The 16,734-nt window shown below is 62.0% G+C and carries 13 protein-coding genes and 1 pseudogene; 6 read left to right on the forward strand and 8 right to left on the reverse strand.

The genetic code is table 11. The annotated features are described in order from the left end of the window. Positions 1-136 precede the first annotated feature (136 nt). Genes A8G00_RS21865 through A8G00_RS21875 form a run of 3 tightly spaced genes read right to left on the reverse strand, consistent with a single transcriptional unit; the run spans position 137 to position 3,260 of the window. Positions 137-1,324: a CaiB/BaiF CoA-transferase family protein gene (locus A8G00_RS21865; RefSeq protein ID WP_103001660.1), complete on the reverse strand. Its 1,188-nt coding sequence runs from the start codon at positions 1,322-1,324 to the stop codon at positions 137-139. Between the two features lie 2 nt (positions 1,325-1,326). Beyond that, positions 1,327-2,277, reverse strand: a complete 951-nt coding sequence (locus A8G00_RS21870; protein ID WP_216365649.1) for an enoyl-CoA hydratase/isomerase family protein — start codon at positions 2,275-2,277, stop codon at positions 1,327-1,329. After that, positions 2,238-3,260, reverse strand: coding sequence for an AraC family transcriptional regulator (locus A8G00_RS21875; RefSeq protein WP_172451947.1), 1,023 nt, complete (start codon positions 3,258-3,260; stop codon positions 2,238-2,240). Before A8G00_RS21875 ends, A8G00_RS21870 begins: the two co-directional genes overlap by 40 nt. A 191-nt stretch (positions 3,261-3,451) precedes the next feature. On the opposite strand from A8G00_RS21875, the gene A8G00_RS21880 reads away from it, so the two are divergent. From A8G00_RS21880 to A8G00_RS21905, 6 genes are all read left to right on the forward strand, one after another. Continuing rightward, a complete protein-coding gene (locus A8G00_RS21880; RefSeq protein ID WP_103001671.1) occupies positions 3,452-4,834 on the forward strand; it encodes a M20/M25/M40 family metallo-hydrolase in 1,383 nt (460 codons plus the stop codon). Further along, positions 4,831-6,048 (forward strand): CaiB/BaiF CoA-transferase family protein, encoded by a 1,218-nt coding sequence (locus A8G00_RS21885; protein ID WP_216365651.1) that lies wholly within the window; start codon positions 4,831-4,833, stop codon positions 6,046-6,048. The genes A8G00_RS21880 and A8G00_RS21885 overlap by 4 nt, the downstream gene beginning before the upstream one ends. Before the next feature lie 12 nt (positions 6,049-6,060). After that, entirely contained in the window at positions 6,061-7,221 is a 1,161-nt protein-coding gene (locus A8G00_RS21890) for an acyl-CoA dehydrogenase family protein (protein ID WP_103001663.1), read from the forward strand. 2 nt (positions 7,222-7,223) lie between these two features. Beyond that, the gene (locus A8G00_RS21895; protein WP_172451948.1) at positions 7,224-8,597 is read left to right on the forward strand and encodes an MmgE/PrpD family protein; all 1,374 of its coding nucleotides are present in this window, start codon (positions 7,224-7,226) and stop codon (positions 8,595-8,597) included. A 248-nt stretch (positions 8,598-8,845) separates the two neighbouring features. Then, positions 8,846-11,134, forward strand: a complete 2,289-nt coding sequence (locus A8G00_RS21900; RefSeq protein ID WP_103001665.1) for a TonB-dependent receptor — start codon at positions 8,846-8,848, stop codon at positions 11,132-11,134. Positions 11,135-11,208: 74 nt separating this feature from the next. Then, entirely contained in the window at positions 11,209-11,490 is a 282-nt protein-coding gene (locus A8G00_RS21905; protein WP_103001666.1) for a muconolactone Delta-isomerase, read from the forward strand. Between the two features lie 87 nt (positions 11,491-11,577). Here the strand turns inward: A8G00_RS21905 and A8G00_RS21910 are convergent, their stop codons facing one another. From A8G00_RS21910 to A8G00_RS21930, 5 genes and pseudogenes are all read right to left on the reverse strand, one after another. Then, the gene (locus A8G00_RS21910) at positions 11,578-12,492 is read right to left on the reverse strand and encodes a hydroxymethylglutaryl-CoA lyase (RefSeq protein WP_103001667.1); all 915 of its coding nucleotides are present in this window, start codon (positions 12,490-12,492) and stop codon (positions 11,578-11,580) included. After that, complete coding sequence (locus A8G00_RS21915) at positions 12,489-13,295, reverse strand: enoyl-CoA hydratase/isomerase family protein (protein ID WP_103001668.1); 807 nt, start codon at positions 13,293-13,295, stop codon at positions 12,489-12,491. The genes A8G00_RS21910 and A8G00_RS21915 overlap by 4 nt, the downstream gene beginning before the upstream one ends. A 74-nt stretch (positions 13,296-13,369) precedes the next feature. Further along, positions 13,370-14,980, reverse strand: a complete 1,611-nt coding sequence (locus tag A8G00_RS21920) for a GMC family oxidoreductase (RefSeq protein WP_103001669.1) — start codon at positions 14,978-14,980, stop codon at positions 13,370-13,372. Positions 14,981-15,004: 24 nt separating this feature from the next. After that, a complete protein-coding gene (locus A8G00_RS21925) occupies positions 15,005-16,483 on the reverse strand; it encodes an aldehyde dehydrogenase (protein WP_172451949.1) in 1,479 nt (492 codons plus the stop codon). A 146-nt stretch (positions 16,484-16,629) separates the two neighbouring features. Further along, a pseudogene (locus A8G00_RS21930) lies at positions 16,630-16,734 on the reverse strand (IS5/IS1182 family transposase); the annotation flags it as partial.

Consider the following 16,734-nt stretch of genomic DNA (forward strand, 5'->3'; position numbering starts at 1 on the left):
AGACCATCGAACACCGACGCTTGCAGCACCGCAAGCTCGCCGCTTAATATCAACCCCAGGACGAGGCCCGCGCTCCGCTAATCTACGCCGCGATCTGCGCCAAATGTTCTGACGACAGACACGCATCGGCAACCTCTTACAGATGTAACCCTTCTATCTCGCCCGGGAGGTAACCTAATTCGGCCAGGATTTCGGCGCCATGCTCGTCGCGTTGGGGCGGCGCGCGATGGGCTTCCGTCTGACTGGCAACGCTGTTGATGGGTTGCCCGGGCATGCGAAGGATCGCACCGTCCGATCGCACCGTTTCGGCGATCAGGTCCATATGGTCGAACTGCGGGTCGCGCGTCAGATCATCATAGGTCGATACCCGGCTGCACAGGATATCTTCCGCCTCGAGCCGAGCAAGCCAGTGATCGGAACCGTGCCTGGCAAAGATCGCATTCAGGCAATCCCGCATCGCTTGCCGATTTCTGACCCGGTCGCTGGACGTTGCGAAGCGCGGATCTGCAGCAAGCTCGTCGCATCCCAGAAGGGCGCACAATCGCTCCCAACGCCCACCGCTATAGGCGGCGACCATGATCCAGCCGTCTGAGGTTCGGAAGGCCTCGTTAGGAGCGGAATAGGGTGCGCCGCTACCGGCACGGACCGGCAATTCGCCATCGAACAGATAGGCGGTCAGGGAAGATTGCTGCAAGGCGACCGCCGTCGCGAACATGCTCACGTCCAGGAAGCCGCCGTGCCCCGTGCGCTCGCGCAAATGAAGCTGCGCCAATATTGCGATCGTGGCCATGTAGCCGGTCGCGACGTCGACGACGGGCGCTTGCACTTTGGAGGGAGGCTCCCCTTCTTCGCCGATCAGGCTCATGAGACCCGAAACGGACTGGACGATCCCGTCGACCCCGCCATGACGCGCCTTTGGCCCGGTCGATCCATATGCAGACACCGAACAATAGATCAGGCGGTGGTTGCTGGCCATGAGTTCGTTCGCGCCGAGTCCGAGTTGCGCCATCACGCCGGGACGAAAGCTTTCCAGCACGACGTCCGCGCCCGCACAAAGGCGCCGTGCAACCTCGAGCATGGCCGGCCGCTTGAGATCGAGTCCGATGCTGCGCTTGTTGCGGTTGAAGGCGACGAAAATCGAGCTTTCACCTTCGGAATTCCATGGCGGGCCGAGATGCCGGCCAAGGTCGCCCGTGGGCGGCTCGACCTTGATGACGTCGGCGCCCATGTCACCCATGATCATGGAACAGGTGGGTCCTGCGCCGATCTGGGAGAAGTCGACGACGCGAAGACCCTGGAGAGCGGAGCGCGCGGCGTTCTCCATGATCAGACCCCACGAAAGGAGGGCGGCCGCCGCTCGGCGAAAGCCTTGCGCCCCTCCACGCGGTCTTCCGTCGCATAAAGATGGCCCCACATGAGTTCCTCGAGCGCAGCCGCCTCGCGCAGGGGCAATTCGAAGGCCTTATCGGCAAGCCGTTTGGCCACCTTCACGGCGAGCGGGGCATTCGCGGCGATCCGGTCCGCTATTTCCAGGACATGGTCGATCAAGGCCTCGGGTGGTACCACCTCGCTCACCAACCCCAAGCGCAGCGCCTCATCCGCGCCTATCAGATCGCCTGTCAGAAGGAGTTTCATCGCCGCCGGCCGGGGCAGCGAACGCAGCAGGCGCTGAATGCCGGCAACCGCCGGGATCGAGCCAATCTTGACCTCAGTCAGTCCGAAGCGAGCCCGTTCCGAAGCGATGCAGAGGTCGCAATTGAGCGCGATCTCCATTCCTCCACCTGCCGCAACACCATTGACCGCGGCGATCACAGGCTTGCTGATGCCCAAGCGATCGAGCGCGATATTGCGGATGTAAAGGGGATGGGAGGCGTCGCTGTCGCGGTCGAAATAGGCCGAAATGAAGCTGCGTTCTGACGGCAGGGTCGCCCGCACGTCCGCGCCCGCGCAGAATGCCTGCTCCCCTTGCCCGGTGATTATGATGACGCGGGCGCCCTCGTCCTTGTCAGCGGCGACCAGCGCATCGCGCAAATCCACCATCGATTGCGGGGTCAGGGCATTGCGTTGCGCCGGACGCGCTATGGTCACGACTGCCGTCGTTCCACGCTGCTGCCTTTCGATCATGCGGACCTCACCCTGTAGAAAGGGGGTCACTCTGTCCGAGAACTCCAGGTCGTATTTGCCATTTGGGTCAGGAGATTGTCGGATCGCGACAGCGGCACGGCCCGCCTTCCGCCTCAGGCGCTTGACATGCTGCGTCTGGTATTGGCTCGCCAATCGGTTGCGCTGCAGCCGAACGATGCCTGAATCCAGCGAGAAAAGGCGCTGAGGCTTTGGAAACCCGTAGCCACTGCCAATTCCGTCAACGACTGCTCGGGATTTTCGAGGCCCTGCTGGGCGATCTGCATACGCACCGTTTGCAACAGAGAGGAATATGTCGCGCCCTCATGCTGAAGGCGCCGAGTGAGCGTCCGCCTGTCGATGGCCAGGTTCGCCGCGATGAGTTCGGATGAGAACTCGCCGTCTTCCAAGCCCTGCCTGATCAGGCGAGTCACCTTCATGGCGAACGTGTCATGACCATGCTTCATCAAGGGCTGCAACTGTCTCAGCGCGAGCTTACGCAGGAAGGGCGCGGAGGTGACCAAAGGGCGACGCAGCACCGTGCGATCGATCACGATGCCGGACAAAATCTGGTTGTAGCGGACATCGCACTGAAAGACGTTCTGCGCCAGGCGCGTGTCGGGAGGCTCGGCAAAGGCGAAGCACACGAGTTCGGGCCGATAGGTTTCACCGATCAGCCAGCGGATTTGCTGAACGATTCCCGTCACCGAAAAAAGGGTGGCCTGAAACGCCTCCTGTTTCGTGTTGCCCTGGATTTCGACGATGATGATTGGATCATCGAACCGCGTATCTAGCTGGACGACCGTGCCATCGGCATGCAGCCTCAGATGTGAGGTATAAAGGCGCAGAGCCGCCTCGACATCATCTGCTTCCCGCATCAGCAGACTGACCATTCCGAGATCGGGAATGCCGCGCGCATGAGCGGCTCGAATTCCGAAGTCCGACAATCCGGAACGTTTCGCGGAATTCACGAGGAGAGTGAGAAAGGCATCGAGCGAGATCAATATGTCGGTATCCAGCAGCGCACCCGGATCGAGCCCGACCTCTGCCAGCATTTCATGTGGATCAAGACCCGCATCTCGAGCGGCTTTGGCATATCCGCCCAATGTCGCGCTACGTATCAGGCGCCGTTCTTTCATGCGATCCCCTCTCTGGAGCTGTCGCATAAAGACAATGAAGTGCCTCAAAAAGTCAAGTGACCTATGTCGTACGATCTTAACCCTCCCTTGTCTTGAGGGGAGGCTCATCGGCTCCGCCGCCTGCTGCAACCCTTCGCACATCAATCCGGGTAGAACCGGTGGCAAGGGAGTGAGGTGGAATGCTCGAGCATATGACAGGCCTGGGCGAACCGCGGCTGGAGGAGGTCTTCACCCACATTGCGGCGAATCATGACGACTATGTCTCTCGCCTGATGGAGTATCTGCGCCAGCCGACGATCAGTGCTCAGAACATCGGTATTCGCGAGGGTGCGGAGAAGGTGGCCGAACTGGCCCGGCGGGCTGGCCTCTCCACCGAAATCGTAGAAACATCCGTCAATCCGGTGGTCCTCGCCCGATCGCCTGTGCGGGCAGGCCTGCCCACCGTCATGTTCTATGGCCATTATGATGTTCAGCCGCCCGAACCGCTTGAAGCATGGACGACGCCCCCTTTCGAACCGTCGTTGCGGGATGGACGCATCTTCGCGCGCGGCGCCGGCGACAATAAAGGCCAGCACTTCGCCCAGTTGATGGCCATCGAAGCCATGAACACGACACATGGCGAGCTGCCGTGCAACGTCATCTTCATGCTCGACGGCGAGGAGGAGATCGGCAGCCGTAGCCTGCCCCAATTCGTGATCGAGCATCGCGATAAGCTGCAGGCCGATCTGGTGATCACCGCAGACGGATCGATGCCGTCCTCCGGCAAACCGATTGTTCAGTTCGGGGTGCGCGGCCTCGCCACCTTCGAGATCCGGATTCGCGGCGCCAACCGCGACTTGCATTCCGGCAATTACGGCAATCTCGCTCCCAACCCTCTGTGGGAGATGGTTCACCTGCTCGCGAGCATGAAGACCCCGGACGGCGAAATCACCATCGATGGCCTGCATGACCGCATCGTCCCGCCTTCGGCGACAGAGCGCGAGGCGGCGGCCCGCCTTCCGATCGACGAGGAGCAAGTCAAGGCGGAACTGGGGCTGACCCGCTTCGACGCGCCGGAAGGCATCCCCTATTTCGACCGGTTGATGTTCCGGCCGACGCTGACGATCAACGGAATACGGGGTGGTTACGGCGGAGAAGGCGTGAAGACCGTCCTTCCGAACGAGGCCGTTGCAAAGTGCGACATCCGGCTAGTCGAAGCGCAGCGACCAGAGGAAATCCTCGATCTCGTCGAGGATCATATCCGGCAGCGCGTCCCGCACGCCGAATTCATCCGCTTGCAGAGCATGGAGCCGTCGAAGACGCCGATGGACAGCCCTTTCACTCCGCTGATCCAGAGTGCGATCAGCGTGGCTCATGGCGTCGAGCCTCTGCTTTATCCGTGTGTCGGTGGCAGCCTGCCAGACTATGTGTTCACCAAGCGGCTGGGCCTTCCCATCTTCCTGATCCCCTATGCCAACAGCGACCAGGCAAATCATGCCCCGAACGAAAATATCAAGGTCGATTACGTGATGCGCGGCATTCGCACGGGCGCCGCCTTGCTGGATCGGATCGGATCCTGGAGGCGCCCGGCGTGATTTCGGCAGGGCAAAGCGGCGAGGGTTCGAAAATCCTCGCGGGGCTGCGCGTTCTGGACATGACACAGAACGTCGCCGGGCCGTTCTGCACGCAGATCCTGGCAGATTTCGGCGCCGAGGTCATAAAGGTCGAGCGGCCGAAGGGCGGAGACGACACGCGGCATTGGATGCCCCCGGAAATCGAAAAGCAGTCGGCAACGTTCCTTGCGCTCAACCGGGGAAAGTCGAGCATCGGCGTCGATATAGATCGGCCTGGCGGACAGGATGCGATCAGGGCGCTTGTCGCCTCGTGCGACGTCGTAGTTCATTCGATGAAGCCCGGCAGCCTCGAGAAGCGGGGGCTCGGCTATGACGCGCTGTCCAAGATCAATCCACGCTTGATCTTCTGTGAGCTCAGCGCATTCGGTCAGACCGGGCCGTTCAGGGACTTGCCCGGATACGATCCGTTGCTTCAGGCGTTCACCGGCATCATGAGCGTGACTGGACACGAGGGCGACCGGACTGCCCGCGTAGGCGTCTCGCTCATCGACATGGGCACGGGAATCTGGCTGGCGCTGGGCATCATGGCCGCTATCCTCGCGCGTTCTCAGGACGGCAAGGGTCGACGCGTGAGCGCCAGCCTCATGGAAACCGGCGTCTCGTGGATGACGATCGTGCTCGCCGGCTTCTTCGCGACCGGCAAGGTCCCGGCGAAACTCGGCTCGGCGACGGCAATGACCGCGCCTTACGAGTTGTTCGAAGCGGCCGACGGTTCGCTGTTCATTTCAGCCGGCAACGACCGCTTGTTCCAGAATGTCTGTCGTTCCCTGGACATCGCCGAACTTCTGGAAGACGATCGCTTCAGGACCAATTCGAGCCGCGTGATCAATCGGGCGGCCCTGCACGACGCCATCGAGCGGCGCACGCGCGAGGAAACGGTCGCGTCGTTGATCGAGCGTCTGCGCGCCGCCGGGGCGCCTTGCGCCGAACTGCACGACGTGAGCCAGGTGGCGAGCCATCCGCAAGTGACCAGCGCGGGCATTCTGCAGCCCCTGCCGATCGACGAGGCTACGGACCACAAGGTGGTCGGCTTGCCGATCACGCTCGACGGGCACCGCCCGACCGCCAGCAAGGTTCCGCCGCGCCTCGGCGAAGATACGGACGCGATCCTGGCAGCGGCCGGGATCGATCAGGAAACTTTAAAGGCCCTGCGCGTGCAGGGCGCCATTATTTGAGGCGGTGATCAGATGGACTTCTCCTATACCGATACCCAGGAAGAAATTCGCCAGGCGGTCCGCCGGCTCTGCGGTTCGTTCGGCAACGACTATTGGCGGGACTGCGACGCCCGCGGGGCCTATCCCGACGCGTTCCTGCAAGCGATGACCGAGGCGGGCTGGCTCGGCGCCTTGATCCCGGAAGAGTTCGGAGGGTCGGGCCTCGGCATTCTGGACGCCTGCGTGATCCTTGAAGAAATCAATCGGTCCGGTGGGAACGGCGCCGCCTGTCATGCGCAGATGTACACCATGGCGGCAATCCTCAATCATGGCAGCGAAGAGCAGAAGCGTCGCTATCTTCCGCGCATCGCCGACGGAAGCCTGCGTCTTCAGGCCTTTGGCGTCACCGAACCCAACGCCGGCTCCAACACCCTCAAGTTGAAGACCTTCGCCGAGAAGGTGGATGGCGGATATGTCGTGAACGGCCAGAAGATCTGGACGTCGCGCTATTTCCAGTCGCACATGTACCTGCTCATCGCGCGCACGACGCCGCTCGATCAGGTCCAGCGCAAGACCGATGGGCTTACCCTGTTCCTGGTCGACATCGCCAAGGCGGGCGACGCGCTGCGCGCGCGCCCCATCCCAACGATGATCAATCATCATACTAACGAGGTCTTCATCGAGAATCTGCGGCTGACCGAAGAGGATCGGATCGGCGAAGAGGGCAAGGGCTTCCACTATCTGGTCGACACGCTCAATTCCGAGCGGCTTCTGGTGTCGAGCGAGGCGTTGGGAGACGGCAAATGGTTCGTCGACATGGCGTCACGCTATGCCAGCGACCGCGTGGTATTCGATCGTCCGATCGGCGCCAACCAGGGCATCCAGTTCCCGATCGCAAAAGCCCATATCAATCTGCAGGCGGCCGAACTGATGCGCAATCGCGCCGCGGACCTGTTCGACCGGGGCGAATCTTGCGCGACCGAAACCAGCATGGCCAAGTACCTTGCCACCGAGTCATCCTGGGAAGCGGCCGAAGCCTGCATGACGACCTTCGGCGGTTTCGGCTTCGCGGAAGAATATCATGTCGAGCGCAAATGGAAGGAGGCGCGGCTCTTCCGGACGGCGCCGATCTCCAACAATCTGGTGCTCGCGCAGGTTGCCCAGCACGCGCTGGGCATGCCGCGGTCTTACTGATCGTGATCGACGAGGTCGCACGGTTCGCGGTCCAGGCCGAGCCTGGACCGGCAGCGCTGCAAAGCGCGGCGCTTTGTCTTGTCGATACGATCGGGGTGATGCTGGCCGGAAGCGCGCATCCGGACGTTCGCGTGCTGGAAGGCTCGCTTCCAGCCGCCGCCAGTTCGGACGCGACGGCAGCTTGCCTTTGGAGCGATCGCAGCTTTTGCCGCGACGACGCCGCGCTCCTCTACGGCATGGCATCGCACATCCTCGACTATGACGATGTCAGCCTGCTGGCCATTTGCCACCCCAGTGTGCCGGTCGTGTCGGCGCTTGCCGCCTGGTCGGCTGGCCGCGACATCAGTGGCAGGGCCTTCCTTGCCGCCTATGCCATCGGAACCGAAGTCCTGATCCGCATCGGCGAGGTCATGGGGCCGGTGCACTACGCCCTTGGATTTCATGCAACCGCGACGCTCGGGACGATCGGGGCGGCCGCGGCCCTCGCGCGCCTGTCCGGGCTCGATCAGGAAAGGACGAGGGAAGCCCTGAATATCGCCGCCAGCCTGGCCGGCGGGCTGCAGAGCAACTTCGGGTCGTCGGTGAAATCGTTGCATGTCGGCTTCGCCGCGAGCGCTGCCGTGCGTGCCGTCGATCTGGCGCAGGCCGGATTGACCGCCAGTGCCGACGCCTTCGCGCCGCGCGGATTTTTCCATGCCTTCTCCGGCGGCGAGGTCGATGCCTGGGCGGCTCCGCTGAACCTTGGCGCGCCGTTCGCCATCGAGCGGCCGGGGTTCGAGCAAAAGCGTTTTCCGTGCTGCTACATGCTCCATCGAATGCTCGCCGGCACGCTCGCCCTTCGCGAGCGTCATTCCCTGGATCTGGAAAACGTCCGCGCCATCGTACTGCGCTACCCCACCGGCGGAACGGTTCCGCTGCGCTATCCGCGTCCCACTTCGGGCATGCAGGGATTGTTCAGCGCGCCATACGCCTGTTTGAGCGCGCTTGCGGATGGCCGCGTCAATCTTGCCAGCTTCAGCGATTCGGCCGTACGGCGCCCGGCCATCCAGGCGCGAATCGATGACGTCTCGGTCATCGAAACCTCGGAACTGCTTCGGGAAGGCGGCCTCAGCACCTCGCCGGTCGAGGTCGAACTCGAACTCCAGGATCGAAGGATCGTGTCAATTCGCATTGATCGGGCGCCGGGTTCGCACGAGGACCCTCTCACCGACGACCAGCGTTCCGCCAAATGGATCGATTGTCTGCGCCAACCCTTCCCGGCAATTGATAGCTCGCGGGCGAAAGCCGCATATGATGCAGGGGTGAGGATCGCAGCGGACGGTGTCATGCCGTGGTTCGAGCAGATCCGTGGCCTGGCTTGCAGTGCGGTCGACTGAGCACCGGCAAACGAGCTTCAAAGCCTCATGAAAGATGATGCGCCCGATCGTTCGGGCCCGCCAATTTCACGGCGTGCGAAGATCATGACCGGTGTGAAAGGGGCACATCGTCATCGACCTGCAAATAAGCCCCAATCAGCAAACTGAGCACCCCAATTCGCAAAGTTGCCCAAGGGAAGTGTGGCTCAATTCCAGACGGGGCCGGACGACATAAGCCCTGCAACAATAGATATCAAGGAGGAGTATCCATGGGCTATGCAACCAATATGTGGGGGGACCGCATGAGCGTACTTTCAGTTTCCAGTGCAATTGCCATTTGCGTAGCCTTGTCGGCACCCGCAATGGCTCAAGAGGACACGCAGCAGACCACGGCTGTCGAACCGGCATCGCAGGCCAGCGCAGCACCTGCCAGCAACAAGCCGGAGCTTGGCGACATCGTCGTAACCGCGTCGAAGCGTAGCCTAACCGTCAACAAGACCGCGATAGCCGTCACCGCACTGGGACAGGAACAACTCCAGGCAGCCGGCGTGCTCAAAGTCCAGGACCTCACGTCCGCCGTGCCGAATGTGCAGATCCATACTCTCGGACCGGCCGGCTACACCGGGATCGCCATTCGCGGTATTTCCAACCAGGATTTCAGCCAGTTCGGCAGCCCCGCCGTCGCCACCTATCTCGACGGTGTCTATGTCGCGACGTCGCAATCGCTGCCTGGCGGCTTGTACGACCTGGAGCGCATGGAAGTTCTGCGCGGGCCGCAAGGAACGACCTATGGCCTGAATGCCACGGGCGGCAGCGTCAACATCATCACGGCGGATCCCAAGCACAGCTTCGGCGCCTCGGCCGACCTGTCCTACGGCAACTACAACGACGTGCAGGCCCACGCGATGGTCAACCTGCCGGTCAGCGACACCCTCGCGATCCGAGGCGGATTCTTCCTTCATAGAAGCGACGGCGTCTTCGACAACAGGGGTACGATCGCTCGTGACTACGGCACCGATGACGTCATCGCAGGCCGCTTATCGGTCTTGTGGACACCTTCCGATGCTTTCAAATGGAAAGTCGTGCTCGAACGCTTCATCAACCAGGGCACGCCGCCCAACATGTTGATGGAAATCGGTCCGGACGGGAGGCCTGCGACAGGCCGTCCGGTCTTCGATCAGCCCATATTCGGCCCCACCATCCAGCCGAAGATCGACCTCAAGAGCATCGCCGTCCGATCGCGGATGGATCTGCAGATCAGCGACACCCTTTCCGCCGCCTATATCGCCGGATATCAGCACCAGAAATCCACCTATGACTTCGCCATTCTGGGTGCTGGAAGCGTGAACGTCTACGACGGTCGCTGGGTCGATAAGGTCGAGTCCTTCTCCAATGAAATCAACCTCAACTTCGAGAGCGATCGATTCACCAATATTCTGGGCGCAAGCCAGTTCAAGAAAACCAATCCATATTCCAACGCCTTCCATTTCTACATATTCGGCGTCGACCAGTATCTTCCCGGCTATGCCCAGCAGACTGCGGTCGGCATATTCGACCAGGCGACCTTTCGCCTCCTGGACAATGTGCGGGTGATCGGAGGACTACGCTGGAGCCGTGAATCGCAGAACTCCGGGAAATCCTTCGATACGATCAATTGTTCGGCGCCTTCAAATCCCTACCGCACGATCGAAGAAATCCAGGCGCTGACCATCAGCACGCCAGGATGCGGGCCAATCACCCGTCCGTACCTGCGGGACTCCTGGTCAAATATCAGCTGGAAGGGCGGCCTTGAGTGGGACGTGAATGCCCGCACGCTCGCCTATGCGACTGTCACAAATGGATTTAAGTCCGGCCAGATTCAGCCTCAGGTCGCGGCGGGCATTCCCACGAGCGTCTCACCGGAGGAACTGACGAACTATGAAATCGGGCTCAAGACGCGGCTTCTCGACAATACATTAAACCTGCGATCGGCTTTCTATTACATGGATTATAAAAATATCCAGGTTACTAAAGTCGGCTTCATCGATGGCTCACCGGCGGTGTTTTCGCAGAATGCTGGCAGCGCGCGAGTCTATGGGACGGAGCTTGAGCTCACATACGAGCCGACGTCGGTCGATCGGTTGAACGCCTTCGTCAGTTATACGCATGCCACTTACACCGACTACACCAATGCCTTTGATGGCGTCACCGGCGGCACTATTCCGAGCCTCAAGGGCAAGTTCCTTCCCAATGCCCCTGAGTTCAATGCGAAGATCGAATATTCTCACGACTTCAAGCTCGAGAACGGCGGAACCATCACGCCGATGGCCTCCCTCTATTACCAGACGAAGAGCTATCTGCGGGAATTTAACAATCCGATCGACAGGGTTCCCGCCTACACCAAGACCAATCTCAATCTGACCTACACCAGCCCCTCGGAGCGCTGGAAGCTGACGGCTTTCGTCACCAATCTTGAAAATAAAAAGATCCGGCAGTCGGCCAATACCGCTGTGAACCGCTACTTCAGCGACTATCTGATGCCGCGCCTGTTCGGTGTGAGAGCTTACTACTCCTACTGACGTCACCTGTGCCTCAAGCCGTTTCGTAAGCGGCTTGAGGCACCCTCTTCCAAAAAAGATCCTGAGGAACCGCAATGGAATTTCTTGTCCGGCTTGAATTCGCCTTTCCCGACGAGGAGACGAAGAACGCCATCGTGGCGGCTGAGCGCGACGCGGGTAACGCGCTTCAAGAACAGGGCGTTTTGCTGCGGATCTGGCGCGACCCTGGCCAGCCGGCGAACTGGACGTTGTGGAAGGCTGCGGATGCGACCGAGTTTCACACGATCTTCTCGGGCCTGCCGGCTTTTCCCTATTTCCGGAACGTGCGGATCCACCCGCTGGCGTCGCATCCCATCGACCCAGGCCACCAGGTCTGAAGGTCTCCAAAGGCGCTTTCCGCGGGCAGCCCCGATTGGTGCGGGAGGGGCCATCCGACCTCTCGCACCGATAGTTCCCGCCTTAAGTCAACTCTCCGCAAGGTGCAGCCGCGGCCCGGCTTTCATCACTTGCCCTGGAAGCACCCAGCCGAACTCGGATTCCACGCGCTTCGCGACGGAGATCAGCGCCGGCAGGTCGATGCCGCTCTCAAGACCAAGCTCATCGAGCATGTAGACGAGATCCTCTGTGCATATATTCCCCGTCGCGCCGGCCGCGAAGGGGCATCCACCCAGGCCGCCGACCGATGCATCGAAACGGTCGATACCGAGTTCCAGGCCTTTCACGACATTGACCAGGCCCAGGCCGCGCGTGTTGTGAAAATGCAGGGCCAAGGTGAGATCGGGGAACCGATCCCGTATGGCGAGGACGACGCGCTCGATCACCGGCGGGGTCGCCATGCCCGTCGTGTCACCGAGCGAGATCAGGTCGGCGCCGACGTCCAGATAGCCCTCGATCACCCGCAGCACCGCGTCGACAGGCACCTCACCCTCGAACGGACAGCCGAAGGAGGTCGCGACCGCGCCGCCAAGGGCAGTACCGGCATCGCCGACGATGGCGCCGATCTCGTCGAAGCCGGCGAGGCTTTCGGCAACAGTACGGCGCACGTTCTTGATATTGTGGGTCTCGCTGGCCGAAGCGAAGATCGTCACCCGGTCTATGCCCGCCGCCACGGCTCGCCGCGCACCTCCGGCATTCGGGACTAACGCGCTAAGTTCGGCGCCCTTCCCGCTGAGGCGTCCGACGACATTTGCGGCGTCCGCCAGTTGCGGCACCGCGGCCGGCGATACGAAAGACGTCACTTCGATGTTGCGAATGCCGGAAGCGATCAGCGCTTCGCCGATGGCGACCTTCGTGTCGGTTGGCAGAATGCGGCTTTCCATCTGGAACCCGTCGCGCATCCCGACCTCGGTGACGCGGATTTTCCGGGGTGACGCGGTCATCGCCCTTCGAACTCCGGGTTCCGCTTTTCAAGGGCTGCGCGAACCCCTTCCCGGCGGTCCTGGGTGGTTACGGTCTGATTATAGGCCGCTATCTCCAGGGCCAGCCCGGTGCGTCGATCGACCTCGGCGCCGCGCGTGATGGCGAGCTTCGCGGAGCGAACCGCGACCGGCGCGGCGGCTGCGATCGCGCGCGCGGTGGCAAGGGCCTGTTCCAGCAATTGATCGGGCGGGAAAATGCGGTTCACCATCCCCCAGGCCAAAGCCTCCTGCGGGGTGAAGACCTGTCCGCTGAGGATCAGCTCCTTGGCCCGTGCCGCTCCCACGGCGCGAGTCAGGGTCTGGGTGCCGCCGCCCCCCGGAATGATGCCCAGTTTCACCTCAGGCTGGCCGAACCGGGCGCGTTCCGAGGCGAAGATGAAATCGCAGGCCAGGGCGAGTTCGCAGCCCCCTCCGATCGCCGCGCCGTTCACCGCGGCGATCACCGGCAAGGGACAATCCATCAGCGCGTAGAAGGCATGTTCGAACAGCACATGCTGTTCGAGCCACGCCTGATCGCTCATGCCGTCGCGTTCCCTGAGGTCTCCGCCCGCGCAGAAATGGCGATCGCCGGCGCCGGTGATGACGACACTTCGCAGGTTCTGCGCGTCGAGGTTCAACCCGGAGAAAAGCGTGAGCAGGTCGCGCCCCATCTGCGTGTTCAAGGCATTGGCGGCTTCCGGCCGATCCAGACTTATCAGCAGGACGTGCTCGCCGATCCTGCGTGCGGTCACGGTTTCAAATTCACCCACGGCTGCGTCCGCCATCGTTGCAGTTCTCCTCCGCACCTCTCGGGGTCCAATCTTCGCCTCCGGCTTGTCGGCCGAACCCGTGAGCCAGCCTAATGACTGGCGTTGGCGAGGGCGCGGCCCAGCTTCAAGCCAATCATCATGCAGACGGCGTTGGTATTGCCCGAGATGAGATCGGGCATGATCGAAGCGTCCGCAATCCATAGGTTCTTCGTGCCCCGGACCAACTGGTCCGGGCCGACAACCGCCCCCTCGTCGACGCCCATCCGGCACGTGCCCGCCGGGTGCCGCGTCAATTCCGTCCTGGCAGGAAGATAGGCGCGCAAGTCTTCTTCCGTCGCGATGTTCGCGCCGGGAACGATCTCGTCGGCGACGAGGCTGGCCATCGGCTCGCCCTGCATCAGTTTTCGTATCAGGCGCACGCCGGCGATCAGCGTGTCGAGGTCTTCGGGATCGGACAGTAGATTGATCTCGATAACCGGCGGATCGTCGGGAGAGGCGCTGGCCAGCCGAATACGTCCACGGCTTTTCGGATGATTCTTGTTGACCAGGATGGTGAGCCCCGGACGATCGAGCATGGCGACGGCGTCTTCGGCCGTGTCGAGATAGCCAAGCGGCGAAAAGTGGATTTGAATGTCGGGCTCGGCAAGTTCGGGCGAAGTCTTGAAGAAACCTACGGCCTCGAAGACGGTCGAAATGGGCCCTTCGCGGTGCAGCGCATATTCCAGCGCGATCCCCAGCTTCTGAAGTATGCCGCCGGTCAGATTGTGGCTGGTGATGCGGCTGCCGTAGACCAGACGCGCCAGGGGATGTTCGACCAGGTTACGCCCCACTTCGGGTGACGCCACCACGACATCGATGCCATGCCGCTTCAACTCCTCGGGATCGCCGACGCCCGACAGCATGAGCAGCTTGGGCGTGTTCATCGTGCCCCCGCTCAGGATGATGTTGCGGGCCCTGGCGAACTTCTCGACACCGTTCTGTCGATACCGGACCCCGGTGGCCCGATCGCCTTCAAACTCGATCCGATGGACGTGCGCGTTCAGTTCCACCTTGCGGTTGCGCAGCGATTTGAACGGTTTGATGAAGGCGTCCGCCGCGCTGAAGCGCAGGCCGTTACGCTGCGACAACTGCATCGCGGATACGCCCTCCTGGGCCCCATCATTATAGTCGTCGTTGAAGGGAATGCCGATCGCATTGGCCGCTGCGAAGAAGGCCCTGGTGAGCCGGTGCGGCCGCTTGACCCGTCTGATGTGCTGCGGACCTTTCGCGCCACGGATCCCCGTGCCCTTTTCGAAGGTCTCCATGTCCTTGAAAATCGGCAGCACATCGGCATAGCTCCAGCCGGGAATGCCCCAACCGGCATTCCCCGTCGCCGCCCAGCGATCGTAATCGCTGGGAGCGCCGCGGACGAAATTGCACCCGTTGATACTGCTCGACCCCCCGAGAACGCGGCCGCCGAGCCATTCCTCGGTCCGTCCACCGCGGGTGGCGTCAGGTTTCGACGTGTAGCCCCAGTTGAAGTTGTGCATGGCATGGCCAACGCGGGCGAAGACTTTGATATCCGCCGAGCGATCGCTCCCCCCGGCCTCAAGAAGCAACACGGAATGCTCGCCGGAGCGCGCCAGCTCGTATGTGGCGGCACAGCCGCCCGAGCCGCCGCCGACGACGATAAAATCCCATTCCTCAGTCGCAGCCGACATGTGGCAACCCCCTGTTATGGCGTATCAACGCGCGTTGTTGAGGAGAACGGTCTTCGATTCCAGATATGCGGCCAATCCATCCGCGCCACCTTCGCGACCAACTCCCGATTCCTTGTAGCCCCCGAAACCCAAGGTCAGATCCTGCCGGAACCGGTTCTGCGAGACATTTCCGGCCCGGATTTGCCGCATGACCTGATAGGCGCGATCGTCGTCGTGCGTGAGCACCGCGCCGTTGAGGCCGAAGGGAGAATCGTTCGCGATGCGGATCGCATCGCCTTCGTCTTCGGCCGCTATCAGACTAATGACGGGGCCGAAGATCTCTTCCCGGGCGATCGTCATACCGTTATCGACATTCGCGAAGATCGTCGGCTCGACGAAGAAGCCGCGGTCGAGGCCGGCAGGTCGTCCACCGCCGGCCACGAGGGTCGCCCCTTCCTCCTTGCCCTTGCCGATATACCCAAGGACCCGATCAAGCTGCCTGGACATCGCGAGCGGACCCAGATCCGACTCGGGATCATAGGGATCGCCGACGCGGGCGGCGCTGAAGACGCGCTTGAACTCGCTCGCGAAATCGTCGTGCCGGCGACGCGGCACGATCACGCGGGACAACGCCATGCAGTATTGCCCGCTCATTATGCAGATGTCCGCGGTCAGACCGGCGACAGCCTCCTCGACGCTCATGTCATCGAGGATAATCGCAGCCGACTTTCCGCCGAGTTCCATGGTGTACCGGCCCATGCGCTCGCTGACGATCGACGCCACCCGCTTACCAACCGCCGTGGAGCCGGTGAACGATACCTTGTCGACACCGCGATGGCGCACAAGATGCTCTGACGCGGTCCGGTCGGCGGCAATGACGTTGAGGACACCCTTCGGCAGTCCGATTTCCTCGGCGATCTCGGCCAGAATATAGGCTTCGATGGGGGTTTCCGGGGAGGCCTTGAGAATGAAGGTGCACCCGGCAAGCAGCGCCGGCGCGAGCTTCAGTGAACTGATCAGCAGCGGCGCGTTCCACGGAACGATTCCGGCTGCAACGCCGATCGGTTCGCGCAGGATATAGCCGCGGCCGCCGCCGGCAAGCGACGCATATTCCTTCTCGAATTCGAAGGTGTCGGCCAGGCCCACGTGCTGATCCCAGATCGGGCAGACAAAGTCCTTGGTTGCGCCGGCCAGGGCGTGGACCATGCCGGTCTGGTTGGTCCATGCGTGGCCCAGCTCGTCGTTGCGAGCGGCGATCGCCTCGCTGAACTTGCGGATATAGCCGGCTCGTTCCGCCGGGCTCAGGCGCGGCCAGGGGCCTTCGTCGAACGCCTTCCTCGCCGCCGCGACGGCGCGATCAACGTCGGCCTCCCGGGCCTCGGCAAACGAGAAAATCATTTCCTCGGTAATGGGGGAGACGACGGCGATCTTCGCACCCGTCGACGGCGCGACCCACTCCCCGCCGATGAAGAGCTTGTCTGCATGCTTGATCCGGATGTTCTTGGTCACTTCGGCAGCACTCATGGCGACCCCTCTTTTGCAGAAACGGTTGCCAGCGAACCGCATCGACCGTTGAAGCTAATGCGGAGCGACCGGCTGACTTTGCATTTCGGGACAAATGCTTGACCTCATGAGACGATCTGCCCAAGCAGAATTAGGGCGCAGACTCATTATGCATTGCACCAGAGGCGTGTGCAGATGAGCTTGATCGCCGCCAGATAGTTGGCAGCATCCTTATCATATCGAGTGGCTATGCCCCGGAACTGCTTGATCCG

It is taken from the genome of Sphingobium sp. SA916 (genome assembly GCF_002894065.1).
In the GTDB taxonomy this organism is placed as follows: Bacteria; Pseudomonadota; Alphaproteobacteria; order Sphingomonadales; family Sphingomonadaceae; genus Sphingobium; species Sphingobium fuliginis.